The organism is Cyclobacterium sp. 1_MG-2023 (assembly GCF_030546805.1).
Taxonomy (GTDB): domain Bacteria; phylum Bacteroidota; class Bacteroidia; order Cytophagales; family Cyclobacteriaceae; genus Cyclobacterium.
Window position 1 is genome coordinate 43269 of record NZ_JAUOPC010000019.1, and the last position, 24908, is coordinate 68176.

General features: G+C 38.4%; 24 protein-coding genes. 4 read left to right on the forward strand and 20 right to left on the reverse strand.

What is annotated here, in order from left to right; translation table 11 throughout:
* Positions 1-155: 155 nt before the first annotated feature.
* The 14 genes from Q4534_RS22250 to Q4534_RS22315 form a co-directional block, all read right to left on the reverse strand.
* Positions 156-1166: a hypothetical protein gene (locus tag Q4534_RS22250; protein ID WP_303615363.1), complete on the reverse strand. Its 1011-nt coding sequence runs from the start codon at positions 1164-1166 to the stop codon at positions 156-158.
* 149 nt (positions 1167-1315) lie between these two features.
* Positions 1316-2599 (reverse strand): ectonucleotide pyrophosphatase/phosphodiesterase, encoded by a 1284-nt coding sequence (locus Q4534_RS22255; protein WP_303615364.1) that lies wholly within the window; start codon positions 2597-2599, stop codon positions 1316-1318.
* 82 nt (positions 2600-2681) lie between these two features.
* Complete coding sequence (locus Q4534_RS22260; RefSeq protein ID WP_303615365.1) at positions 2682-3308, reverse strand: hypothetical protein; 627 nt, start codon at positions 3306-3308, stop codon at positions 2682-2684.
* Positions 3309-3525: 217 nt separating this feature from the next.
* Positions 3526-4335 carry a DUF1206 domain-containing protein gene (locus tag Q4534_RS22265; RefSeq protein ID WP_303615366.1) on the reverse strand — a complete coding sequence of 270 codons (810 nt, stop codon included), beginning with the start codon at positions 4333-4335 and terminating at the stop codon, positions 3526-3528.
* A 137-nt stretch (positions 4336-4472) separates the two neighbouring features.
* Complete coding sequence (locus Q4534_RS22270; protein ID WP_303615367.1) at positions 4473-5126, reverse strand: DsbA family oxidoreductase; 654 nt, start codon at positions 5124-5126, stop codon at positions 4473-4475.
* 258 nt (positions 5127-5384) lie between these two features.
* On the reverse strand, positions 5385-5951 hold the full coding sequence (locus Q4534_RS22275; RefSeq protein WP_303615368.1) for a carboxymuconolactone decarboxylase family protein: 567 nt from the start codon (positions 5949-5951) through the stop codon (positions 5385-5387).
* A gap of 56 nt (positions 5952-6007) precedes the next feature.
* Complete coding sequence (locus Q4534_RS22280) at positions 6008-6571, reverse strand: TetR/AcrR family transcriptional regulator (protein ID WP_303615369.1); 564 nt, start codon at positions 6569-6571, stop codon at positions 6008-6010.
* A 146-nt stretch (positions 6572-6717) separates the two neighbouring features.
* Positions 6718-8229: a mannitol dehydrogenase family protein gene (locus tag Q4534_RS22285; protein WP_303615370.1), complete on the reverse strand. Its 1512-nt coding sequence runs from the start codon at positions 8227-8229 to the stop codon at positions 6718-6720.
* 1 nt (position 8230) lies between these two features.
* A complete protein-coding gene (locus Q4534_RS22290; RefSeq protein ID WP_303615371.1) occupies positions 8231-9943 on the reverse strand; it encodes a cytosine permease in 1713 nt (570 codons plus the stop codon).
* An 86-nt stretch (positions 9944-10029) separates the two neighbouring features.
* On the reverse strand, positions 10030-10440 hold the full coding sequence (locus Q4534_RS22295; protein ID WP_303615372.1) for an SRPBCC domain-containing protein: 411 nt from the start codon (positions 10438-10440) through the stop codon (positions 10030-10032).
* Between the two features lie 32 nt (positions 10441-10472).
* Complete coding sequence (locus Q4534_RS22300) at positions 10473-10691, reverse strand: hypothetical protein (RefSeq protein ID WP_303615373.1); 219 nt, start codon at positions 10689-10691, stop codon at positions 10473-10475.
* 717 nt (positions 10692-11408) lie between these two features.
* Entirely contained in the window at positions 11409-12368 is a 960-nt protein-coding gene (locus Q4534_RS22305) for an NAD(P)-dependent oxidoreductase (RefSeq protein WP_303615374.1), read from the reverse strand.
* A 210-nt stretch (positions 12369-12578) separates the two neighbouring features.
* Positions 12579-12980 (reverse strand): hypothetical protein, encoded by a 402-nt coding sequence (locus Q4534_RS22310; RefSeq protein ID WP_303615375.1) that lies wholly within the window; start codon positions 12978-12980, stop codon positions 12579-12581.
* Positions 12977-13372: a hypothetical protein gene (locus Q4534_RS22315; RefSeq protein ID WP_303615376.1), complete on the reverse strand. Its 396-nt coding sequence runs from the start codon at positions 13370-13372 to the stop codon at positions 12977-12979. The genes Q4534_RS22310 and Q4534_RS22315 overlap by 4 nt, the downstream gene beginning before the upstream one ends.
* 298 nt (positions 13373-13670) lie before the next feature.
* On the opposite strand from Q4534_RS22315, the gene Q4534_RS22320 reads away from it, so the two are divergent.
* The gene (locus tag Q4534_RS22320) at positions 13671-14453 is read left to right on the forward strand and encodes a DUF1080 domain-containing protein (protein ID WP_303615377.1); all 783 of its coding nucleotides are present in this window, start codon (positions 13671-13673) and stop codon (positions 14451-14453) included.
* Complete coding sequence (locus tag Q4534_RS22325; protein ID WP_303615378.1) at positions 14450-15802, forward strand: Gfo/Idh/MocA family oxidoreductase; 1353 nt, start codon at positions 14450-14452, stop codon at positions 15800-15802. Before Q4534_RS22320 ends, Q4534_RS22325 begins: the two co-directional genes overlap by 4 nt.
* A gap of 206 nt (positions 15803-16008) precedes the next feature.
* On the opposite strand, the gene Q4534_RS22330 is transcribed toward Q4534_RS22325, so the two are convergent.
* The 3 genes from Q4534_RS22330 to Q4534_RS22340 form a co-directional block, all read right to left on the reverse strand.
* Entirely contained in the window at positions 16009-16881 is an 873-nt protein-coding gene (locus Q4534_RS22330) for an SDR family oxidoreductase (RefSeq protein ID WP_303615379.1), read from the reverse strand.
* Between the two features lie 53 nt (positions 16882-16934).
* On the reverse strand, positions 16935-17516 hold the full coding sequence (locus Q4534_RS22335) for a Crp/Fnr family transcriptional regulator (protein WP_303615380.1): 582 nt from the start codon (positions 17514-17516) through the stop codon (positions 16935-16937).
* A gap of 260 nt (positions 17517-17776) precedes the next feature.
* The gene (locus Q4534_RS22340; RefSeq protein WP_303615381.1) at positions 17777-19027 is read right to left on the reverse strand and encodes a serine hydrolase; all 1251 of its coding nucleotides are present in this window, start codon (positions 19025-19027) and stop codon (positions 17777-17779) included.
* Between the two features lie 282 nt (positions 19028-19309).
* On the opposite strand from Q4534_RS22340, the gene Q4534_RS22345 reads away from it, so the two are divergent.
* Entirely contained in the window at positions 19310-19645 is a 336-nt protein-coding gene (locus Q4534_RS22345) for a metalloregulator ArsR/SmtB family transcription factor (protein WP_303615382.1), read from the forward strand.
* A 106-nt stretch (positions 19646-19751) separates the two neighbouring features.
* Entirely contained in the window at positions 19752-20753 is a 1002-nt protein-coding gene (locus Q4534_RS22350; protein ID WP_303615383.1) for a permease, read from the forward strand.
* A gap of 746 nt (positions 20754-21499) precedes the next feature.
* On the opposite strand, the gene Q4534_RS22355 is transcribed toward Q4534_RS22350, so the two are convergent.
* The 3 genes from Q4534_RS22355 to Q4534_RS22365 all read right to left on the reverse strand — a co-directional run bounded on the left by Q4534_RS22355 (position 21500) and on the right by Q4534_RS22365 (position 24625).
* A complete protein-coding gene (locus tag Q4534_RS22355; protein WP_303615384.1) occupies positions 21500-22000 on the reverse strand; it encodes a GNAT family N-acetyltransferase in 501 nt (166 codons plus the stop codon).
* A 1192-nt stretch (positions 22001-23192) separates the two neighbouring features.
* Entirely contained in the window at positions 23193-23822 is a 630-nt protein-coding gene (locus tag Q4534_RS22360; protein WP_303615385.1) for a DUF4145 domain-containing protein, read from the reverse strand.
* Between the two features lie 164 nt (positions 23823-23986).
* On the reverse strand, positions 23987-24625 hold the full coding sequence (locus Q4534_RS22365; protein ID WP_303615386.1) for a HEAT repeat domain-containing protein: 639 nt from the start codon (positions 24623-24625) through the stop codon (positions 23987-23989).
* Positions 24626-24908: the final 283 nt, after the last annotated feature.

The window sequence follows — 24908 nt, forward strand, 5'->3', positions numbered from 1 at the left end:
GCTTAAAAATCACCCAATCGTTGCTGTCAAAAAATTTCACCATAATCATGCTATGCTAAAATCTCCAAACAGTCTGATTTACTTGCAATTCCAACCCTCCCTGAGAAAATTCAGGAAACCCTATTGTATAATCCGAGTTGAAAATACTATCTAAATTAATCTACAGTAAATCTAACGATTACTTCGTTATCTAATATTACATTCGTAGACCAAATAAATTCAGCATCATCAGCAGGGTCATCAAATATGGAAGTGAAATTCGTATAAGATGGTTTATTATTTACACCTATTTCAGTATTGGTATAGGGAGTTGCATTAGGCCAACTGCTGTCATCAAAATCCTCTGCTGTCCAATTGGCAGGAATATCCCAATGAAGCGCATAAAAAGAGGTGCCATCATTTGATCCATCCGTATTACAATTATAACTTAATCTTAAAGCCCCATTTTCGGTGGGACATGACAGGTCTTTTATAGGGGATGTATAGAAGGTTTGTGCTTTCCAGTCAGCTCCTGTACTGGTTACAATTTCATTTGCCTCATTTTTAAAAACGGCTACCATGCCACCATCACCGGGATAAAAAGATTCTCCTTGGTTACTCTCAGAGCCTAAGCCACTGTTTTCTTCCCAGTCTACCAACTTCATGGCTATGGTAAAAGGATAACTGACCCTAAATCGAAGAATACTGGAATTAAACGGCGTAAAAGGAACCATGTCCTTCCCTACAGGAACACCATTGATGTACATTTCGAAATAATTGTCAGCAAATACAAAAGCTGTAATCAATTCACCATTTGGATCCACTTCAATGATATCTTCATCCTTTAATGACATTACTGCCGCTGCCTCTGAATTAAAAGTTATCCCGGAACATGGGTTGTACAGGTCCGAGGCAAATGGAAAACTATTGTCAGTAAAGTTAACTTGTGCCGGAACTGTCCATGTGCTTCCATCCATTGCCGTAGAAACTCCAACCGGTGCTTCTCTTCCATTGGAACACTCAAAAAGGTTATCTGTTGTAACCGTAGCAAAGCCTTGAGATACAGAAGCTGTGCCGTTGTAATCTGAAATGGAAGGTATAGCTACATCCATATCGGTATTGCACCCTGTATGGACGAAAAAAACAGAAACTATGACAAGGACAAATTTGTGAGTATTTTTCATCATTGAAGGATTTAATCAACAAGTAATAATTGAAACCAAATAGAGGTTTATGGTTGATTAATTAGACGGAAAAAATCCTCAAATCCTTCGTTACCAATGGCTATTAAGCGATTAACTTTTTAAATTAGGTAGGCTTTATTGGTAGATTCCAACTATTTCAAAACACTTTTAACTACCTCCAAATCCCCATCTATATTCTTTGAAATTGGTAAGCCTAAGACCTCACACATCAAGGGAAAAACATGAACAATGGCCATAGGAGGTAGGGTGAAGGCTGTCTTAAAAGCAGGTCCTTTGGCATAAAAAATACCATGCATTGCCTTGTTTTTTGGCTCAAACCCATGCACACCAATGGCTTTAATATTGTGTTGGATCATCAACTCTTTCTTTTTAGCGGGTAAAAAATAATAGCCGTAGTCCGGTATTAACTGGATCGCACCCCAATCTTTGCTCTTCGGTCTATTTACAAATCCCGGGATATCTTCCGGCGTATATACCTCAAAATGTTCATTTCTTCGTTTAAACGAATGAATCAATGCCTCTGTATCGACGCCTTTGTGAGGGTAAATGTTAATCATAGCTCCATTGTCTACCGTCCTGTACAAACTGTCATTTTTAATAGAATCTATGGGGATGATATTGGAAGCAGGAAGGTCTACCATGCCGTGGTCAGAAACAATCATAATATTTACAGGAAGTCCTGTTTCAGCCACTCCTTTAAACAGTTGTCCTAAATGGCTGTCCAATTCAAAGAGGGCCTCTTTTATTTTCTCCTCGTTCCCCGGACCATAATCATGACCTGCATTGTCCATGTCTGCAAAATACATGGTAATTAAATGAGGCCTTTTTTCTTCAGGCAATTCCAGCCAGTTGATGGCTTGAGCAATTCTCTCCTGCTTTTTTACTTTGGAATCATAGGTATGATAATAGGTTGGATGTATTCCTTGAATATCTGCTTCTGAACCTACAAAAAAATAACTGGCAGTTACCATATTGGCCTTATTGGCTTCCAGCCAAATTGGAGAACCTTTATAAAACTTTCCATCAGTAGCGGTTTCTACGTTTTTATAATCATACAGCTTTTCTTGGTCATGACTATAAAACGAGTTTGACAAGATTCCATGCTTGTCAGGATACATTCCGGTAACTATGGAAAAATGGTTTGGAAAAGTCTTGGTCGGATAAGCCGGAATTAAAGCTTCCGAACGAACACCTTCTTTAACAAAAGCATCTAAGTTTGGAGGTTTGTATTTCTCCAAATAATCCCATCTAAATCCATCCAATGATATTAATAATAAATAAGGCTTTTTCTGAGAAGTTTTAGAATTGACAGTCGTGGCGGTTTGTAAAGAACCATGCGTTTTCCGATTACAGGAAAAGATACTTGCCATTCCAATTAACAATATCAAGAAACCACCAATAACTCCCTTTTTCATAAATATTAAAGTATGGATTATGCTATTTTGGACAAATGTATGAGATTTTAGTTTTATATAACCCGGCAGCAATTATTCATTCTTAATCCTTAACTTTTTTAAAGATATATCCCGAAGGGCTCTTGGTATAGGCAATGCCTCGTCTTTTGGTAATGATTTCCTCCCGTGTTGGTATTACCCCGCTCTTTGGAATCAGGTAATCGCTCAGTTTATTTTCTGAAATGGAAAATTTATCATCCGCTAGTCTTCTATAAACAGCAGTCAATTGATAAGAAGGGTCTAATGAAGCAAGGCTTGCATCCCCATGTGAATTGTTACATACCAAAAGCCCTCCAACTTTTAGATAAGACTTGACTGCTTGCCCTACAAATCCTGCATATTGAGAAATAACCAAATCAAAATCTTTGGCAAGCCCATTAAAACTTTGCTCATAATCTTGTTGATAAAAATGGAATATTGCCTCTTCTTTATACCTTTTATTGGCTGAAACAAAAACCAAGGTTTCCGGATCTTCAAAAAACCTGAAAGTATTTCTAAAAGAATCTGCATAAATCACCTCAGAAAATACCAAAGAGGGTGTAATATGTACATGTGAACCTGGGTAGAATACCTTATCAATTGAATATTTATCGTTTAAAGCAACAAAAAGACCGATGGACGTATGCCCTTTGTCAACATGAAACTTTTTATATAGCTTGGGAATAATCATCGGTTTGAATCTTATGAATGGAAGTGAAACATGCCCTGCATATTGCCACTGATTACCATTACTAAGCTAGAGGGATTTTAGCAAAATTAAAAACACAATGTAGATTTAAGAAAAAGTATCGATTCCCATCTATTCCATTTTAACCTAATTAAATTTAAGCTTCTACCAAGGGCGACTAACAAACTTTATCATTGCAGAAATTTAAAAAATTTAATAATCAAAAATCCATTTTATGTTGGCTCGCTTTAAAAATTAGAAATAGGCCAAAGGCTAACATTCCTAAGGCAATCACTCCTAAAACTACCCCGCCAAATTCATCTTGGATAAAATTAAAAGCATCTTTTGTTCCTCCTGATTTCGAAGCATCATAGGTAATGGCAGCTTTTACCGTTAGGTAGGCAATTACACCCACAACCATTCCTCTAGAGGTATAGCCGACACGACCTGAACTAACCATTAATTGCTGGGCTTTGTCATTCATCCCTGATTCTTTGACCTTGTCCTTAAATTTACCTGAGAAGGCAATAAAAATTTGAATGATGGCCCGTATTAAAAAAATTAAGGCAATAGAAGCAACGATCCACCGCCCATATTCCTGTGCTAAAAGTTGCTGAATCATTGATTCCTTTCCTCCACCATTGCCGCCACTTCCACCACCAATCAACAACTGTAAGGCATTAAAGATAATAAATAGGTAAAAAATACCACTTGAGAAATACCCCAACCTGTACATTATACCTTTGGAATCGTTTCCCTTTTCCTCCGTATCTTTAAAGGTTTGATACATTCTCCAAAAAACATAACCTGCCAAGCCCAACACCACCAGCCAAAGTAAAATTTGACCAAAGGGTTGATCAATCACAAACTTTAGGGCACCATTGCTTCCGGTTTTTTTGCCTCCCCTACCAAAAGCCTCCCATGCCGTTAACCCTCCGATTAAAAGATAAACGACTCCTTTGGTTCCTATTCCGAGACGGGCAATTTTTTTCTTTTTTTGCTTGCTCGGATTCAAATCTGACTTTTCCATATATGGGTTGGTTTATCATAAAAAATTCAAATTTGATGCCAAAGAATATTGATCTCCAATCATTTATAAAAAAACCTCCAAGTCAATTGGCTTTTGGACCTGATTGAATTGGAGGTAGATCTCCCAATAATTTATTATTACTGATGTGTACTAGTCATTATATCTGTCAATACCTTCTTGAATACCTCAATTGGTTGGGCTCCCGTCAAGGCACTTTGCTTATTAAAAACGATGGTGGGTACTGACCTGACTCCCACATTTTGCCAATATTCTTCCTTACTTTTTACTTCCTTTCTTGCTTCTACATCCTCTAATCTGGCCAAGGCCTCGGAGGCATTTAAGCCTACATCCAGCAAGGCTTCCTTTAAGACTTCCCTGTCGGAAACATCTTTTCGCTCACTAAAAAAAGCAGTGGTCAATCGCATCTTTAAGTCCGTTTGTTTGCCAAACTCCCCGGCATACTCCAATAAGACATGGGCTTCAAAGGTATTGGACATGCGCATTCCTTCAAAATAATCAAACTTAAATCCCAACTCATCTCCGGCCTCTGTCATCATTTCCTGAGACTCCTTTTGTTGTTCTAACGTACTGCCATATTTTTCGGCAATGTGCTCATGAAGATCCTGTCCTTCGGCAGGCATATTAGGATTCAACTCAAAAGGCTGCCAAGTTATGTCCACCTTGTCCTCAATACCAAGTTCACTTATGGCCTTCTCCATACGTTTGTAACCAATGGTGCACCATGGACAAACCACATCCGAAACAATATCTATTTTCAATTTTTCTTTCATTCCTTTACTCCTTCTTTGTCAATTGCTTACAATCTTACATAAACATATAAAATAAGCAGTTTGTTTTACTCAAGGCAATTAGCCCATTATCAGACGCTTAGACCCAATTTACTCAGGGAATCACCCAAAATTGGAATTATTATTCTATTTGTAGATCCGAATTCATCGGTAAAATGGGAATAACCTACCTTTCGAAATTAAAGTGAAAGGTAGGTATCAATCGTTTATTTATCGCTAATGTATACAAGCCTACAGACTTTACACACCTTCAGCATTTTCCTTCTCCCAAGCAAACTTTTGGAAAGGAGCGTCCACAGGTGTATTGGCAATATGATTGGTATAGTTACTGATTACTTTTTGAGACAAGCCCAAAATAATCTCCAACACTTGTCTTTCACCATATCCGGCTGCATAAAAGGCTTGCAAATCTTCTGAGTTTACATGTCCTCGGTTACGAACGATCGTTAAGGTCATGTTCCGCAAGGCCTCCAATTTGGGATTTTCCAAAGGAGTCTCATTGCGCAAAGCATCTGTAATGTCATCATCTACCTTCATCATTTTGGCAATACCGGTATGGGCAGGCACACAATAATGACAGGCATGTTCCACATTGATTGTTTGCCAAACGACAGTTAATTCTTCTTTATCAAATGAAGAGTTAGTAAACAATTTATGGATCGTCTGATAAGCCTCAAGTATTCCTGGAGCTCCTGCCAATACGCCATGCAAACCGGGAATCATCCCGTTGGCCTTGTTCGATTGTTCCAATAGTTCTTTGCTACCTTCCGGAGCAGTTTCGATGTTGTGAATTTTCAAAGTTGTCATAGTATTCATTTTAAATTATTTCTAAACGATTGTTTAGATTTAGTGTAAAAAAAAGGTCAAATGCTACTGAAGGTCATTTCAATATAGTCTTCGATTTCTTCCCGACTATTGACTCTACTCGCAGCAGCCAAACCATGTTTGGCAATGACCAGAAAATTGGCTTGTTTCAAAAGAAGGCTATCCTCTTTATTCGAGCCTATCCTAAGTTTTTCCAAGAAAAGCAATTTCAAATTGTCCATAAAAGACTTTACCTGGGTTTTAATTTCAGGATCATCACTTTCAGAAAATTCATTGTAGGTATTTGTCAATAAACAACCTTTCTCATTTCCTTCCTCAGCACATATGGCTACGGAATCATAAAAAAACTGTTTAATGTCTTCTACCCCATTGCTGGCTTTCTTGAATTTTTCAAACATGGCAGCTACTTTCGATTGGTAACAATTGAGGCTTTCAAGGAAAACACCACGTTTGCTACCAAAACTCGAATAAATAGAGAATTTATTGATGCCCATTTCTTTTTCAAGCATTTGCATCGAAGTTCTTTCATAGCCATTGCGCCAAAACAAACGCATTGCTTTATCGATAACCTCTTCTTCCCTATATTCTTTTTTCCTTGCCATTGTCTGAATAACAATACAAAACTAACCGATCGTTTTGAATAAAGCAAGCTTTTCTTTAATTCTTTTTTATTCAGCTAATTATGGATCCTAATAAATACTTTTTCAAATCCAATAACCGAAGAAAACCTCCCTTAATTTACTTATTTTTAATCCTCCCTGTTTTCAAATCCGGAGTTTAGCATTTTTTGCATCAGCTTGATCACTTCTCCATCCCTATAAATGATTTCAATCAAGGAGGTGTACACCCGGGTAAACCGAAGATTTTCTGATAAGTCTCCGAAGATGGACTCTAGCTTAATAAAGGCAAGCGGATCTTCTTTTGTCTGCACAGCTGCTTGATGCAATTCCTCCTCCATGGCATCAATTATCTCAATGGCTTCCCCATTCCTATCCACTCCTTTGTCACTATAATAACACCATGCAGCAATGATCAAAGCAGAAAACTCGATACTTGCATTGGAGGACAAATTTTCATTTAATGTTTCGATCAAAAACTTTGGTAATTTGGCGGAGCTTTCGGAACAAATTCTAGCAACACTGTCCTTAATATTGGGGTTGGCAAAACGTTCTTGCAAACTGTCTTTATAAGCATCTAAATCGATTCCCGGAAGCTCATCCAGAGTAGGTGTAGCCTCTTGATCCATAAATGCCCGTAAAAAAGTTCGAAAGGTTTTATCTTCTATGCAAGCATTGATGGTAGGGTAGCCATGGATGGCTCCCAAGATACCAAGGACTGAATGCCCTGCATTCAATAGTCGAAGTTTCATTTTCTCATAGGGCTTTACATCCCGAACGAACTGAACGCCCACTTTTTCAAATTCAGGCCTACCATTGGAAAATTTATCCTCCACTACCCATTGGATAAATGGCTCACAAGTAACAGGCCATTCATCTTTTATTTGATAGGTGCTTTCAAGGTAATCTATATCAGCCTGGGTTGTCACCGGAGTAATCCTATCTACCATACTATTGGGAAAGCAAACCTCCTTTTCAATCCATTGGGCCAATTCAGCATCTTGTGCTTGGGCAAAGGAGTGCAACATTTTCTGAGCCATATCTCCATTGTGCTGTATATTGTCACAGGACAAAACTGTAAATGCCGGCAAACCTGCATCGCGTCTTTTCTTTAAGGCAGCAGTCAAAAAGCCATAGACTGTTTTGGGATCATCCGGGTGCTCAAGCTCATGTTGAATATCAGGATTCGCAAAATCAAACTCCCCGGTAGCCGGTTTGAAATTATAGCCTCCCTCCGTTATGGTCAATGAGACAATTTTTGTTTCTTCAGAAGCAAGTCTTGAGATTACAGAGGCTGTACTATCTACTGCCAATTGAAAATCAACAATTGATCCTATCACCTCCGGCGCTATTGTACCGTCAGGGTGTTTAATAATCAGGGTATACAATCCATCTTGGTTCTGGAGTACATCATGAATCTTTTGATCAGCTTTCCGCAAGCCTATTCCACAAATACCCCAGTCAGAATCATTGAATTCCCTGATCAATTGATGGGTATAATAAGCTTGATGAGCCCTATGGAAACCTCCAACCCCAATATGAACCACTCCCTTTTTGAGTGCTTCTCTATTGTATCCCGGGCAGGGAATAAGATGGGTTATTTTTGTTAGGTTTTGCTGATTAAGTGCTAAAGTACTTTCCATTTCAATGTTGATTTTTTTGTTTTCCGCGCAACAAAGCCCAATAAGCCGTTGCAAAATAAACCAATGTGCAAATAAAGGCAATACTGTAAAATCTTTCTCTATTATCCAGGTAACTGAGCTCATCTGCACTTCCAAAAAGCACTCTCCAAGCCAATACCAAGGTGATGATTAAAGCCAAATAACCGAGAACCTTTAGTGTCCAGGTTGGCAATGAATTGTCAGCCAAATGTGGCTTTTCCTCTTTGCCCTTTTGCTCTTGATAGCTCCTAATTTTTTCATTTCGCTCTTTTTCCTTTTGCACTGCCTCAGGATATGCTTCCTTGGCCCCATATCTTCCTGCTAAGAAAGTATACACCAAGATGGTAAACCCCCAGGTTGGGACAAAAAGATAAAAGAATGACATTACATCGAGTGCATTTAACCCAAAACCGAAAACCAAGCCAAGCCCCCATGAAGCGATGGCAGGGGTGCTAAAGGTCAAGGCCTTGTAATGCGACCAATAAGAGGTGTAGTCTATCCTCGGAAAAATTTGATGCTCTGTAAAAACAATTGCTCCAACCGGTACTACCAGCAGGCCGGCATAAGTTAAAAGGGGAAGTATTTGAGAAAACACAAAGGGGAAACAGGCAATCATAATGGTAACTACACCGACCACTATAGTGGTTTTCATTCTTGAATGCTTTGAAAAGATGGCCTGAGCGGCCAATCCTGCCCTATACAAGTTGGTGATGGCAGTGGTCCATCCTGCTACAATAACGATAACAAAGCCAGACAAGCCTAAGGCATAATAGGCTACATCTCCCGGGTCAAGGGCAACTATTGATTTTCCTAAAATAACTGCTGCTCCGGCACCCATTATGCCTGCGGCTATCCAAGCCACATAATGACCGAACATCATCCCGGTACTTGTGGCAAATCCATAGGATTTCTTTTTTGCAAAGCGCAACAAAGCCATATCTATCAATCCAAAATGGGTAATGGTATTGGCCGCCCAAGCAAATCCGATCACTTCGATCAGGCCAATTCCCGGTTCACCATTGCTATCCACCCCCGTCCAAATGGATTGATTTCCTAAGCTTATAAAATCATCCCAACCGGAAGGCAATGTTTTGGCCAATACATCCAGACTTAAGGCAGGCAATAATACCATGGCACCACTTGTAAACATCACAAACAACCAAGGAGCACAAATGCCGGAAAATTCAGTAACAGCATTAAAACCATACAAGGCGATGGTAACCACTACAATGCCTACACCGAAAACAATCAGGACAAACCAAAAATTGGTTGGATACCAATTGAGCTGAGCAGGTATGTCAAAAGCAAAGCGAACGGCTGTAGCAGACACTGTAATCATTGCTGCTGAGATCACGGAAAAAATAACCACATTGGCCCAATTGTAGAGCTTGGTCATTGAATCTCCGGCAATTTTATTGAGATAGGTGTATAAGCTAAGCCTTGTCTCAACGGCAATTGGGGCAGTAATAAACCTCCAACTTAAAACGGCCAATATATTCCCAATCAATAAGCCCAATAGAATATCCATTGTCTTTGCGCCTAAGGCTACAAATGTGGCTCCTATAACAAATTCTGTGGCGGCTACATGCTCCGCTGCATAAAGCCCTGCAAAATGTGTCCAATCATGAAGTTTATGCTTAGCTACGGGTAATTGTTCTTCGTCAAGGTCTTCAAACTGGGAAGAGGAATCGGTCATGGTTTATCGTTTAAATTGGGTTTCAATTGGCTAAAAGTGCCATCACTTTCATGGTTTTTCTATTAAGGGATTGAAATTTTTCTTGGCTATTTAATGGTCTCAACGTACTTTTTAAAGTTTTGGAGAATGGCCTGCCATCCGGCTTTCTGCTGCTCGTCTGCATTGGAACCTTCTGCTTCAAAACTTTCCACGACCTTAACTTCATTGTCTACAATAATAAATTCTACCGTTACTTTTCGACCATCTGAGATTTGGTAGGCGATCAACTCATTTTCTATGATTTCGCTGTAAATTCCTGTAAAGTCAAATCCCATTGTACCATTTTTGGCTTCCATTCGCCAATTAAAAGACCCATTGGGTCGGAGATCATTTGTGGCTGATGGACATTCCCATTCGTTTGAAGCAAAATTCCAATTAACGATATGGGCCGGGTCAGTCCAGCATTCCCATACCTTTCCTATGGCTGCTTTGATTGATGTTTCAACGGTTATGTACATAATTTTATTGTTTAAACATTCTAAATGCAATTTTAAGCCGAGGACGGACATTTTGGACGAACAGGGATAAAATAGGTATGCGTAAAATTTCCAAAATGGGAAGGCATGCATTCCACACAATAATTTTGATATTCTTCGCCAACAAAAGGGTTGGCAGCATATGCACGCTCTTCTTTGGTTTTATCTTTTGTATCTTCTCCGGTATTGGCATCATAGATCATCCGGCTGTTGTCATTAAAGTTAGATGCCATATTTTGGATAAAAGCCTATTGTGATCAGTTGGGTTGCTCTTTGCTACCATTTTATAGCCTTCTGCTTTGAAACCATTAGGTAGGGTTCTAGACAGGACCGAAACAGGTTCAGCCAAGCCATCGGAAAAAAATAAGGAAGTTCTTATAGGAACAGTTACTGCACCTTTAATTCTTAGGGTAATATCAGCTTTTGATTGGCAAGAATAAAAATCAAGTCCTAAAGTCAAAATCCAAATCCCAAAATTGAAAAGTTTACCTGTACCCATCATAGTCCTATTTAGCCAAACAAAAAGGCTTTTTTATTAAAGCACACATTACCAATTAAATAAATTGTCAAAAAAACAATTACCTAAAATCTGAAAATTTAGTTTTGGAACTTCTTTTCCATATAAGACTCCAATTGTAAAATTCAGATAAAACGATCTTTATAAGCATAGGTAGAAAGCTTATTCTTGGACCCTAATACCTATAAGCTCTAAGCTACAAATATTATTCAAATAATCAGAAGGTATTTTACCAAGCATTATTGATTGAGGAATTGAATCCAATTTTTAGGTGCTTCAACTTGCGCTATTGGCTGTTTTAGGAATAATGAGAAAAATTAAATGCCTGTCAAGAGTTTTGACAGGCATTCTTAACTTCCTTTCTAAAGCCTCCCATTTAACAGGGTGCTTTTAATATTTTTTAAGCCTCAAAAGTTTAAATGTATCCTTGACTTTAGGTTTTGGTAACAATTCCTTTTTGCTCAAAATAGTAGGTTACAGCCTCTTGAACGGCTTCAAGGGAACTGTATTGAGGTTGATACCCCAATAAATCCTTTGCTTTCGAAATGCTTCCACAGGGGCTGTGGGCAATGTGATCCCAGGTAAACTCCTTATCGGTATTGCTCACGGTCTTTTCCCAACTTTCCCAGGGAAGAAATTGTAAATTGGCCTCTTTTCCAAACTTTGCAGCCATGGCTTCAGCAAATCCTCGCAAGGTCAGGGCTTGTTCGGAGACCACATGAAAACTTTCTCCAATGGCATAATCTCTATTTTCAATAGACTTAATGAAAGCTTGTGCGACATCAGCTGCATGTACATGGTGCACCGTCTCCATGCCAAAATTAGGTAATTGCACCTCTTCTCCTTTGGCCAGACGAACAAATACTTCGGGATTAAAATTACCTGCAGGGTTTACAGGAAGCCAACCAGGCCCCACAATATGACCGGGATGTAAAACGGTAACCGGAAATCCACTTTCGTGGTGAAAATCATGAAGGTAGGCTTCAATTTTGGCCTTATCTATACCATATTCACCAAAGGGTTTGCGTTCTTGATCTTCTGTGGTTGGCACTTGCTCGCTGTGCCCGTGTACCCACATGCTACCACAATGAAGAAAATGCTTGATTTTTCCATTCAGAGCTTCTGCTAATTTCCGTGCACTTTCTTCTGTAAAGCAAATTAAATCAATTACGATTTCCCCTTTTAGCCCTACTATTTGATTACAAAAGTTGCCGGCTTCTTCAGCCTTTTCCCGATCAATGGCTACATGTTCTACTGATTTCCATGCCGGGTGTTGGTTGTATGGATTACTTTGTTGCCTACTCACACAAACTACACTGTGGCCTGCCTCCACGAGTTTAGGAACCAAATAGGTTCCAATATGGCCTGTACCTCCTATAATTATTACTTTCATTTGGTGCTATTCAATTTTAGATAAGACATAGACTTGCACCTATGCCAAAAAGAAATACCCTGCAATCGCGCAACAGGCCATGGCTGAGCCCATGTTTTGAAAGAAAAATGCCAATAATTAGCAACACTTCTACTTTGGTCTCAATAGGGTTCAATAAAAATAACGCTATTTATCAATGATTAAAACCACTATTGGTCTAGTAAATAAAAATTATTGGTATTGCGGCCAAGCCCTATAAGCAAGCACCCCTCCACTAAGCAACAATAAAACTTGTAAGAACAAACTTGGTGCTGTTTCCAAATGCCTCCCAATGACAAAAAGTAAAAATACCATGGAAAAGAAGGCCAGTAATCCGGTAACTTCTTTTTCCTTTTCTCCGACCTTCCTGTTGTAAAAAATCTTAGCTACCAAGCCACCATACAGAAAGGTAAACCATATCAAGCGATGCCTGAGCTCTTTGACCACTAGGCTAAAAGTAGGGAAATCTTTCCCTTCCAGCATCACCAGCACTATATCAATCACTACCATCAATCCCAGCAATACCGCTACCACGATTTTAATGGTACGGATTTCTGACAGGTGCCTTTTTAAAAACTTTTTCAGCTTGCTCATGGCCTTATTATATAATTCATGGACCAAAAAAAGTGACCGTATAACAGGCCTGCTATTAGAATCGCCGTAAGAAAGGATTTGGTTTTTTCAAAGGGAACTTTGAAACCTATGATAACCATGATAATTGTCAAGCCAAACAGGATCAACACGGGAAATATTCCATTAGCCATTTTAAAAGCAGCATTGGTGGTGCCCAGAAAAAGGTGTCCGGCAATTGCTCCCAGGGCAAAAGGAATAAAAAAAGACTTACCCTTGGACCATTCCAGCAAGAGCACATTGGAAGTATCGTCCTCAACATCATTGAGGATAAGCATGATTTCAATAATGAAATAGGCGAGCGCCAAGCCTATCATTATATTGACAACTATGGTATAGCCTGTACTTTCCATCATCTCTTGAAAAAACTTAGCATAATTTAAGAATTTATTACACAAAATAAAATACTAAAACAAATTATTGACACCAAATTGAATACGGATAACACCGACCAATTAGCCTGTTCAAACCATTGTAATACTAAAACACGTACTTTAAATGAAATTAATTTAAACAGAGAATCCGGCTTAAAATATTCACCTGAATTCTACGACTGAGCAAGATGGAGGCAAAAATCACCGGTACAGAAAAATCAAATTTTGCTGAAGCAGACAATTCGAATTATATTTATAGCTGAAAATTTAAATCTATAATATGAAACAAATCATTTATTCCTTACTTGCTTTGGTAGCACTCAATGCTTGCAACAGCAATACCAAGACGGAAAGTAGTACTGAAGTCCAAGAAAAAGATGACTGGATAATTCTTTTTGATGGAACGACAACTGAGGGCTGGAGAGCCTATAATGGCGATGAACTTCCTCCCGGTTGGATCATTAAAAACGGTGAATTGACCTTTGACACGGAATTAGGTTTAGAACAAGACTATACAGGGGGAAAAGACATTATTTACGGTGCGGAAGCATTTGAAAACTTTGAATTGTACCTGGAGTGGAAGTTACCTAAGGGTGGTAACAGTGGCATATTTTATCATTTGCCGGAAGTCCCCGGTAAAAGCCCTTCCGTATTGGCCCCTGAATACCAACTTATAGATGACGAAAATTATGCATCCATGCATGATTTAACCTCCTACAATAAAAAAATGGGGGAAACAGAAAACTTGGACCAATTGCAAGATTGGCAAAAAACTGCCTCTGATTATGCAATGTACCCTGCCGATCAATCGCAAGTAGATTTAAATCCTGTTGGTGAATGGAACAACTCTAAAATAGTATACACACCCGAAAAAGTAGAATATTGGCTTAATGGAAAGGTTGTGGTTTCATTTGTCCCAGGGTCTGAAGATTGGGAATCAAGGAAAAACTCAGGTAAGTGGAGCAATGCACCGGATTACGCTAAAGCCAAAAAAGGATATATCGGCCTTCAAGATCATTCCAGTCCGATATGGTTTAAAAATATAAAAATCAAAAAATTATGAGTCAAAAGTTAATCAATCGAAGAGATTTACTCAAAAGTGGCGCCACCGTGGCTGTCGCTTCAATGCTTCCCTCTTGGGCTTGGGCTTCAAATAAAAATGGTCGTCTAAGAACCGCACATGTTGGCTTAGGTGGAATGGGAAAAGCAGATCTTAAAGCGATTTCATCTCATGAAAAAGTAGATGTGGTGGCCCTTTGCGACGTTGATTCAAAGATGCTTGAACCGCTAAAAAAGGAATTCCCTAAGGCCAAACTTTATTCGGATTACAGGGTAATGATGAAAGAAATGGCAGACGGTATTGATGCGGTTGTAGTCTCCACTCCGGATCATACACATGCTCCTGCCTCCATGATGGCCATGGATTATGACAAACCTGTTTACTGTCAAAAACCCCTTACCCATCATGTTTCTGAAGCGAGAGCCATGAATAAAAAGGCCGCAGAAAAAAACTTGGTGACCCAAATGGGTATTCAAGTGCACTCTTTCTATGATTACAAATTGGCTACATTGCTTATACAATCAGGCATTATTGGCAAGGTGAAGGAAGTAAGGGCTTGGTCACCTAAAAACTGGGGGACTGATGATCCCAAGCCCCAAGGATCTGATCCGGTTCCTGAAAACCTGGACTGGAACCTTTGGTTAGGAACTGCGGCAGATAGGCCCTATAAAGAAGGGCTGTATCATCCCGGAAACTGGCGTAAAGTACTAGACTTTGGCTGTGGAACCCTAGGTGATATGGGCGTTCATATTTTTGACACCCCTTACAACGCCTTGGCACTAGATGTTCCAAAGACCATCAAAAACGAATGTAGAAAGCCTACCGGCTTTGGCTTCCCGGAAGAAAACACCGTAACCTATGAATTCCCGGGTACAGAATACACCACTGATAAATTCAAATGGGTATGGTATGATGGCGTCAACGCACCTAAGAAAAGTAAAGAACTGAAATTGCCTAACAATGAAGAGCTTCCGGGTCAAGGGGCTATGTTTATCGGTGAAAAAGGCAACCTTTTGCTACCCCACTTTATGCAATTGCCAAAACATATTGTTAATGGCAAGTATAAGGAACTAGACCTTACTGAACTCAAAAAGTCCGGAAAAATTGGTGAAGTGTTTAGGGATTATGAAGTGGAAGGCAAACGTCACTACCACCAATTTGTGGATGCATGTCTAGGAAAAGACGAGTGTTCTGCTCCTTTCTCCTACGCTTCCAGATTAACGGAAACGATACTATTGGGCGTAATTGCAGGAAGATTTCCAAATAAAACCTTGCATTGGGACAGTGCCTTGGCGCGTTTTGAAGAAGACGAAGCCAATCAATATTTAGATGGCAGCTACAGGGCCTTTTAAATAAACAACAAGAAGCTGTTTGAATTAATTATTTTGCCTACCGGCGAGTAATTGATCGAGTACCACAGATTACCTAAACCAAAGTTTTCCTTCGGTTTATAATCGTTCCGCGCATGTGGAATTGAAAGGGCATCAAATTCGATAAGGAGTCGGTGGAAATTAAGAAGACTAATTCAAACAGCTTCTACTTTTATATTTAGTGTGTTTTATTGTTTATTCTTTTTTATTTTTTCCACTTCTAATTTATAAAAGTCCTCAAGCTTATGACTTCCATAACAATTGGCAATATTATCGAAAGCCATTGCTGTCATAAAAAATTCGATAGGCCCATAGGTTTTGGAAGAAGTGAATGTTCTTAAAAGCCAAATCGTAAACCGCCTGGTCCAGTCCGGGAGATGGGTTATTTTAATTGGTTTTTGCCAAGCTTTCAATGCCAATGCTGCCAGGTCATTTTGGCTTAAAATATCCGGTCCCCCTACTGTTGCCTCCTTATTCCCTAACATCATTTGATCCACGCAGACATTGGCCAAATCTTCACCGTGTATGGGGTTTAATTTCTTGTGCCCTTCACCGAATAAATAAACCCGCCCGGCTTTGGCCATGCTTAAAAAATCTTTCATATCGGAGAAAAATCCATTGGGCCGAAGGATGCAATATTGTAAACCGGATTTTTTCAATTCATCCACAAAACGCTCTTTGGCTTCAAAAATTTTGAGCTGCCTTAACTTGTCTCCATTGATGGCCGAAATGTACTGAAAGGCCTCTACCTTATCCTTTATCGCTTCCTTTAAAAGGTTTGAATTTCCTTGGTAGTCAACATCCATATACCGCATCCCTTCTTTTTGCCGGGTGATGCCAATGCTTGAAAAAACCCAATCGATACCTTTTGTTATTCCTTTAATTGAATCGGGATCGGTGACCTGACCTACAAAAAAATCATCCACTTCTTTAAATATACTTTTTTGTGTCTCTTTTCTGATCAATACCCTGACCCAGTAGCCTCTCTTCTTTAGCTCCTTTACTAGAAATTGGCCCAAATATCCGGTGGCTCCAGCCACTAAAACTTTCTTTGCGTTCATCTTTTTTTATTTACAAAGAAAGCCGTCTTCTGCCTCTTGGCTCTTGACGATCGTCAAGAAATTCGCTTATTGAATACACGGGTTTTGATTCTGCTTAAAGTTTCCGGTGAAACGCCTAGAAAAGAGGCAATGTATTGCTGTGGAACGCGCTGAAATAATTCCCCTTGCGTATTCAATAAGTCAACATACCGTTCTTCTGCTGATTTGGTCACAAAGGAAGCAATTACTCTTTGACAGGTGATCAGCTCATTCTCTGTGGCAATTCTAGCAATAACCTCAAACTTGGGCGCTAGTTCTAATAGGCGGTTGATTTTTGATTTCCCAAACACAAATATTTCGGTATTCTCTATGGCTTGATAATTCTCTATTGCCGGTATATTGAAAGTATAGCTCTCTCCGGCACAGATAAATTGCCCCTCAGTATAGAAAAAAGCGGTTTTGTCGTTCCCATCCACATTATAAAAAAGCCTCACGCATCCTTTGGTCACAAAGAATATATCGTTGGCGATTTTTCCTTCCGTAAAAATAATTTCATTCTTCCGGAAGGTTTTCTTATCTACAGCCTCCCGAAGCAGGTCAATTTCATCCTTATTCAGCGAGGTGTAAAGCTGAATATTTTCAATCAGTTTTTCCATTCAATTGGGATAATTTAATTTTAGAATGTCAGCCCATTGGACTTGCCGGTTCCCTTTTTCTCCAAGCACAATAAAAATCTAAAATACTGGTTTTCTTATGGATTGGTATAAAAAACTTCCGAAAACAAGCTTGTAAACGCTAGATTTGCCTACTTCCGGAAAAAACCAATCACCTCAAAAGTCAATAAAGCCTCATTCCTAGCGGGGGCCTAAGCATGATACCTGAGCCTTTCGAAGGGTTCTTCTATAATCATACTAATTCATTCCCCCAATTCTTTTTTGTTCTTTTCTCGAATTATCACAAAGGATAAAAACCCAATAATTAGGTAACCAATTACCAATAAAGCCAATAGAAAAGGTTTACTACGTTGAATTACAACGTAATCTGCTATTCCCGCTTTCCAAAATATCCATTCGTCCCCTAATTTTGTTGCAAGATCAGGGTTGCCGGTTTCGAGAATGATGATGCCATCTTTACTCTTGAGGTTTATTCTGACTGCTGTATTAATTGCAGGTCGGTTACCGCCATCATGCCCCACGATATAATCTCCTGAATCATTTCTCCCATATATCATTGGCCCTAATCCATGGGTGTTCTGATTGGCTGGTGTATGAATTTTATTCATTGTTGCTATTGTTTCAGGTCGCAACACACCATTATCGGCAAAATTTGCTTTAAGGAATAAGCTCAGGTCTTCGGCACAGGAATACAAAGAGGCTGCGGCCAGTGCAGTATAGCGATAATGCGGAGCAATTGTTGAATCTTTATCATAAAAGGTAGCCAAATCCGAACCCAATGAATCTGACCAATTGAAAGTTGAATGTGCCATTTTAAGCGGCTTAAAAACAGCTTCCTCCATGTATTCTTCAAACAATTGTCCACTGACTTCTTCGATAATTAATTGGAGTAGGGTATAGCCTGCACCTGAGTACCTGTATTGACTATTGGGCTGGTTACCGACTTTCGCAACACCTTTAGACCACAATCCATCACTCGCTTTTGTTAAGGACTCCTCTATGGTCTGAATCGAGTCTTTGTCTTCATATCCTCCATATCCCAAACCATCAACGAGTCCTGAAGTATGGCTCAATAGATTGCGAACAGTAACTTCCTGATTGTTAAATTCACTTTCTGGTAGATGCCATCTTGTAAGGTAATTGTCGATTGGTTCATCAAGATTTATTTTGCCTTCTTCAACCAAAGCAAAAACTCCCCAGGAAGTAATCCACTTACTTACCGAAGCCATCTGAAAAACAGTATGCTTATTAACCGGTTTGTGGATAGAATAAAAGAAATCCTTTGAAACAGCTCCGTTTTCTATTAGCACCATCGCCATATTTCCAACAAACTCATTTTTAATCTTCTCTTTTGTAGCTTCAATAAACGATGCTGAACTACTTCCTTTTGTGATTGCCTGCATCAAGAGACCGCTAAAAGTCCCATATCCCACCAATGCTGTCCATGCAAAGATTGAGGTGATTACTAAAAGTATATTTTTAAATGTTTTCATCTAATTGGATTGTTTTTCTTTACTAAATGTAAAGAAAGGTTTAGTCCTCTTTCTATTATTAACCATATTGCTGTACTTCCCGAATGCATGGGACGATTTAGGGCAAGCACACTTTATACAGAAATACCTTGACTTAAAAAACACAACTACCATAAGGGATTAATACTGCCTAGGCACCTTAAAGTAAACAAAAATGTAAAGTCATGCTTGTATGTCAATGTTTTTTATATATTTGCACCTTATAACATATGCTTAAAAACACATATGTTAAAACCTATGGTTATGGACAAACAAATTGAAATATTTAAGGCCTTATCGGATGCAACCAGATTAAAGATTGTTTGGCTTTTAACCAATATTGATGAAAAAATCTGCGTCTCAGAAATTGTTGAGGTATTGGATGAGCATCAATATAATGTATCGAGACATTTAAAAATATTGAAAAAAGTTAAGCTGGTAGAAGAGGTCAAAGAAGGAAAATGGGTATTCTACTATTTAACACCAATTCAAAGCGAATTCAGGAAATTGATTCAAGATGCAATAAAATTAATACCAGAATCTAAGATGCAGAATGAAATAAATAAATGCAAAATATTACTGGGAAAACGTGATCAATGAAAGGCGTTATACATCGTAATGTCCAAAAGAAATTATAGCGCATTTGCTTTTTTTTATTACAACATATGCGTTTTAACACATATATCTTAACAATAAAATAATTATTATGAACGAAAAACTAAATTTAGCATTAGACGAATTTATACATGTCGGAGTGGTATTGGTACTTATAATAGCCCTTGTATCAATAATTACTGGTTTAATAAGGGCATTTATACCACAAGAGAAACTTCAAAAGAAGCTATCGAAAACGGGAAAATACAGCAGTTTAATGGGGGCATTACTGGGAATCCCTACCCCTTTTTGTAGCGCATCGATGGTTCCTGTTTCTATGGGGATGATAGAAATGGGAGCCCCTTTTGCTATGGTTTTTTCATTTTTACTTTCTGCGCCATTAGCCAATTTTGTTGTCGTTGGTTTCATTTTCGGTGTTTTCGGTTGGAAAATCGCATTGGTTTATTTCTTAATCGTATTTTTTGGGGCTATAATATTTGGGAGTATTGCCGGAAAGACCTCACTTAAGAACAGCGTAAAACGCATTGACTTAAAGCCAAATACAGTCACATGTTCATCCCAAACCACTGTCAGTTGTGGAACGGTTACAAATATTTCAGTAGCATCTTGTAGAACTGTTCAAAGCTCCTGTTCAGAAACTCAGGTAAGTTCAACAAAAACATGCAGTCAAGCATCTGGGTCAAATGAAAAAATAAAAGAAGCTCTTAACTTTGGATGGGCATTGTTTAAGCGGATTTTCCCCTATGTTTTACTTGGTGCTGGGATTAGTGCTGTGTCTGCCGTATTTGTACCTGATGAATGGGTTGAAAAATACCTTGGAAATGATAGCCCATTGGCCATTCCAATTGCGGCTATTGTAGGTGTGCCACTGTATCTACGAATTGAAATGGCTATACCGATATTAAAAGCCCTTATTGTTAAAGGTATGAGTATGGGAGCGGCGATGGCTTTAATTATTGGAGGAACTGGAGCTAGTTTACCGGAAATAGCTATTATTTCTTCTATGTTAAAACCCAAAGCAATAATCGCCTTTGTAATTTCGGTTATGACAATGGCCATAATAGGTGGTTTTATCTTTTACTTTTTCTTTTAAAAAACACAGATTATTTTCACCAGTGTTCTAAAAGCTTTCCCTTCCCACTAATCTAAGTGGAAAGGCTTTGACCTGAAATTGGTTAGCCATCTATAAACATGGATAAAGCTTATCCAATTTCAGGTTATTATTTTTGTTTAATGCTAGCACACGTTATTCTTTGATCGAGGCCTTTGTATTTATCCACAATTTCCATAAATACCACCCTGTCGGCAATTCTAAAAAATAACATTTCATTAAAATACAAGTTCTGTTCTTTTTCTGGGTCCCCTTTCCATACGCTTTACTTTACTTGTTTCAGAAGTTTATTTAATTCAAGGTAAGCATCTTTCTTGTTGGTATAGATTTTTTGAGGTAAAGTTCTTTTTTATAGGCTGATAACTTATTGATTTCTATTATTTGCTCTGTTGTGACGATATCAAGGTCGGCAAGTAATGTTTATCCTTGTCTAAATACTTTACAATTTTGCCTATGTTGAATTCTGAAGTCATTTATTTCCGATTTAATTTTTATAATGAATGCTCATAAGTTTTCTAAGACCTCGAGAAACAACTTAGAATCAAGGACTTAAAAACACAAATAGACAATCAATTCGTTTACTTTTCAATAATTTCCCTGCTACCTAACTGCCTGAATTACCCAACAAAACCAACCCAGCCCATATAGCAGTAAGCTACCATAGGCTGATTCCAATCCCGATCGATCGCGACTCCAGTGAACCAAAGCATTAATAACATCATTGTAGCTTAATTGTTACCTCCTGGATTTTTTCTTTTCAATTCATACACAATGCACATTGTTCCGTCAAATTCTCTTTCCTCAATGAATTCAAACCCTAGTCTCTCATAAAACCTTAGAGCTTTAAGGTTAGATTTTAATGGATCAATCAATATTCCATCTATGGATTTATCTTTAAAACATCTATCTATGGCGAGTTCCATCATTTTCGTTCCATACCCTTTGTTAAGGTTCTGTTCTTCACCAATCCAAATGTCTATTGCTTTCTTATTTGGTTCAACTTCTCCCCAATACTTGGTCTCTTCTAAAGTCGGGTCAATTATTTGTATGAAACCTATTGGTTCTCCATCCAATTCCGCTACTAATTGCTCTCGCCATACAGGCTTGCGTTTTAGTTCGACCTCCCAATTCCATTCATCATCAGGATCACAATCGATAATGTGTTGCTTTGTATCCCAATATTTAACTAAATCAAGATCGTTTATTGTCGCTTGTCTTAGTTCTATCATAGTTTCCCAGCTTGCATGGTAGCGTAGCGCCTGATAGCCTACTTTAATTAATTACCCATAAAGATAATAATAAGCAGTAAGCTTTCAGCCCCACCTTTATCAAACTGAATCCTGTTAAATACAGGAAAGTTTTCCTTATAGGGTATATCGATAACCTTCTTTATATGCTTTTTCTAAAAATCTACCCGGAATAAGTACAATCCATCTATAATCATGCTCGCTCTATGGCTTAGGTAGATCTATGCACTTCACATTGCTGTTAATTCATGCAATGTCCCAAGGTTTTTCCGAAAAAGCATGATCAAAACTCTCTCCCTACCTGGTCTAAGTTTAGCGAAGCGTAACTTAGACCTAAAAAGCCGAAAGTTTTCAACTTTCTTTAAATAGATCAAATTCGCAGGTATTGGTAAATATATTGAAAACATCGAGGAACCATGATTTGGCTAAAGCCACAGATGGGGGTAAACCGCTGAGATCCCCTAGCTAAATAAAAATTGGACTCATAATATCTTACCCAGAATTTAGCTTGAGTTAATTGATAAAAGAAAACAAATCAATAGGAACGGGCTTTAGCCCATTTTCAAAAATAGCACCATATCCTCCGGCTTTAGCCAAAAATAGGAAAGCGGTAGGCCAGAATAGAAATTTACTTCAATAATAAAAAGGCCTCAATTCAAACTGGGGAAGGGATAGCCCGGATCACCTGGCCTATGATACGTGGTACGGTTCGAACCGAAAGCCGCCTTGAATTTGGCACAGTTTTAACCGAAATGGGTCGCATAAATCAAACTGTAATATCCACTCCCTGCTCAGAATTGCCCTTGTTGCAAAATGGAGAAAGCATATACTGCCTTATTTTGACCAACGGGGTCCACCAGCTAACCGGTTTAACAAAATCAGGAAGCAAAATAATGAGCTCCAGCTAGCTTAATGGGACAGGTATGTCCAAAAGGGAAAAACCACCTAATAATCACGCTTAAAACATCATAAAAGTGACTTTAGCCTACTAAAAAAACAAAACAACGTAAAGGAAAAACCTATAACTACCTAACTTTTTCATCCTCCAACCATTGAAAAATAAAACAGGGAAAACCATTCCCTATAGTAATCCTAATTCCCAACATCACTTCGTTCAACACTGCATTCAGACTAGGCTGTTCCAGCCATCAGAATGCTTAGTTATTGTACCCAGTTATTTTTTATCTCTTTGTTCAATTCCGTTTTTCTTTCCATCGGGTAAACTGTCATAAATTCCACCAACTCTTTTTGGCAAATCAATCATATATTCAACGATGACATTAACCAACTTAAAAAGTTGTCCAACAGTTTCCGGATTATCTGTATCAATTTGTCCAGGATGAACAGCATCATTTCCTGTAACTCTAACAATATCCAATGATTGTTGAACAATTGTTGGAAGTCCTTTACTAACTAAATTTCCAATGTCTGTATTAATGTTTTTTCCTTCTTCACCTAATTCTTTAGTCAATACTTGAATCGCAAGTCTCAAAAGTGCTGCTGCTCCTCGTGGTGATTTAGAGTGGATTGATGCTGCTTCTCTATATAATTTCAAAACGTTTTCAGGCATTTCTGGATTTGGAAAAGGTGCGTTTCCATTGTCAGGAAATAATAATTTGTCAAAAACCCATAAAGTACTTTCATCACAATGGTCGCAAGTTCCAATTCTTATGGGATATTCCTCATCGTGTTGATATCCTCTTTGATGTTCCCAATCAAGTCGTCTCCATTCCTGTTTAGATAAGGTTCCGCAATGAGGGCAAGTAAATGACCTTAAAAATGGTTGTGGTTCTATGTAGTTCATTCAGCGTTTCGTTTTAATTGGGTACAACGGCCCTGGCTATGGCAAGTGCGGGATTTTGAAACCGAATCTTTGTCCGCCAGACCGAATGTTATTTAGTTGCAATATCTTCATTTTAAGCAGTCAACCCGCATTTGCTATAGCCGATGTTGGCGGTATGTGCTTTTTTATTCATTTCCATTTCTTTTTCTAATCTCTTCTATGGCCAATTTGGCTGATGTCTTTACGTCTCTTTTTCGACTACTTAAATGTTTCTCTATATGAGGAACCGCTTTAGTCGTTCCAATTCTATTCAATGTCGAATTTGAGTAGGTCAAGTCGCTAGGGTCTTTCGATTGGTCTAAAATGTCGATCAAGGATTTCTCGGCATTTTCGTCATTTGTGTTCTTTAATGCTTGAATAGCACTGTAACGAACCAGCCACTTATTGTTTTTTGTTGCTTTGAAAATCGGATTTAAGTCAGTTCCACGCTGTTTGTCCAAATAAGCTATACGGTCAAGAAGTGAAGCGAGAATATATTTATCTGTCTCTTTGTCAACTCTATGAATTAAGAATTGGGTTGCTGAATAGTCATTAGTGTTTTTCGCAAGGTGTCCTAATATGAAATATGCTCGGTCTCGATTCTTCTTATTTTTTTCTTTGTCGATAAAGTCAATAAGTTGTTGGACGAATTCACCATTGTCAATTTTTTCAGCTTCTCTCAAAGCTTTCCAAGAAACGGTCTCAGTACTTTTATATCCAGATTCCATTTTGTGGTCGCTGGTATCGTTCATTCTTTCAATTAGATCAATTAGGTACTTGTCCATCGTCTTTTTTGCATTACCGCCAACGTCTACGTATAAGAAACGTAGGGTAGGTTGGTAAGCACTTTCGTTTCGGTTTATGACTTAGCTAAATATAAATATTTTGCTTTTATCTTTTCTACTATAAACGCCAAATTTTATATTTAGCGGACTTTATTAATATGCCCAAACTTTCGGTTAAGCCACAAACGCCCTATGTTTTTTATACCTTGTTGAACGAATCCTGCTAAGGCAGGAAGCCGGCAGTTTTTGCCGTTTCTTCCTACATTAGACTTATCATTAATAT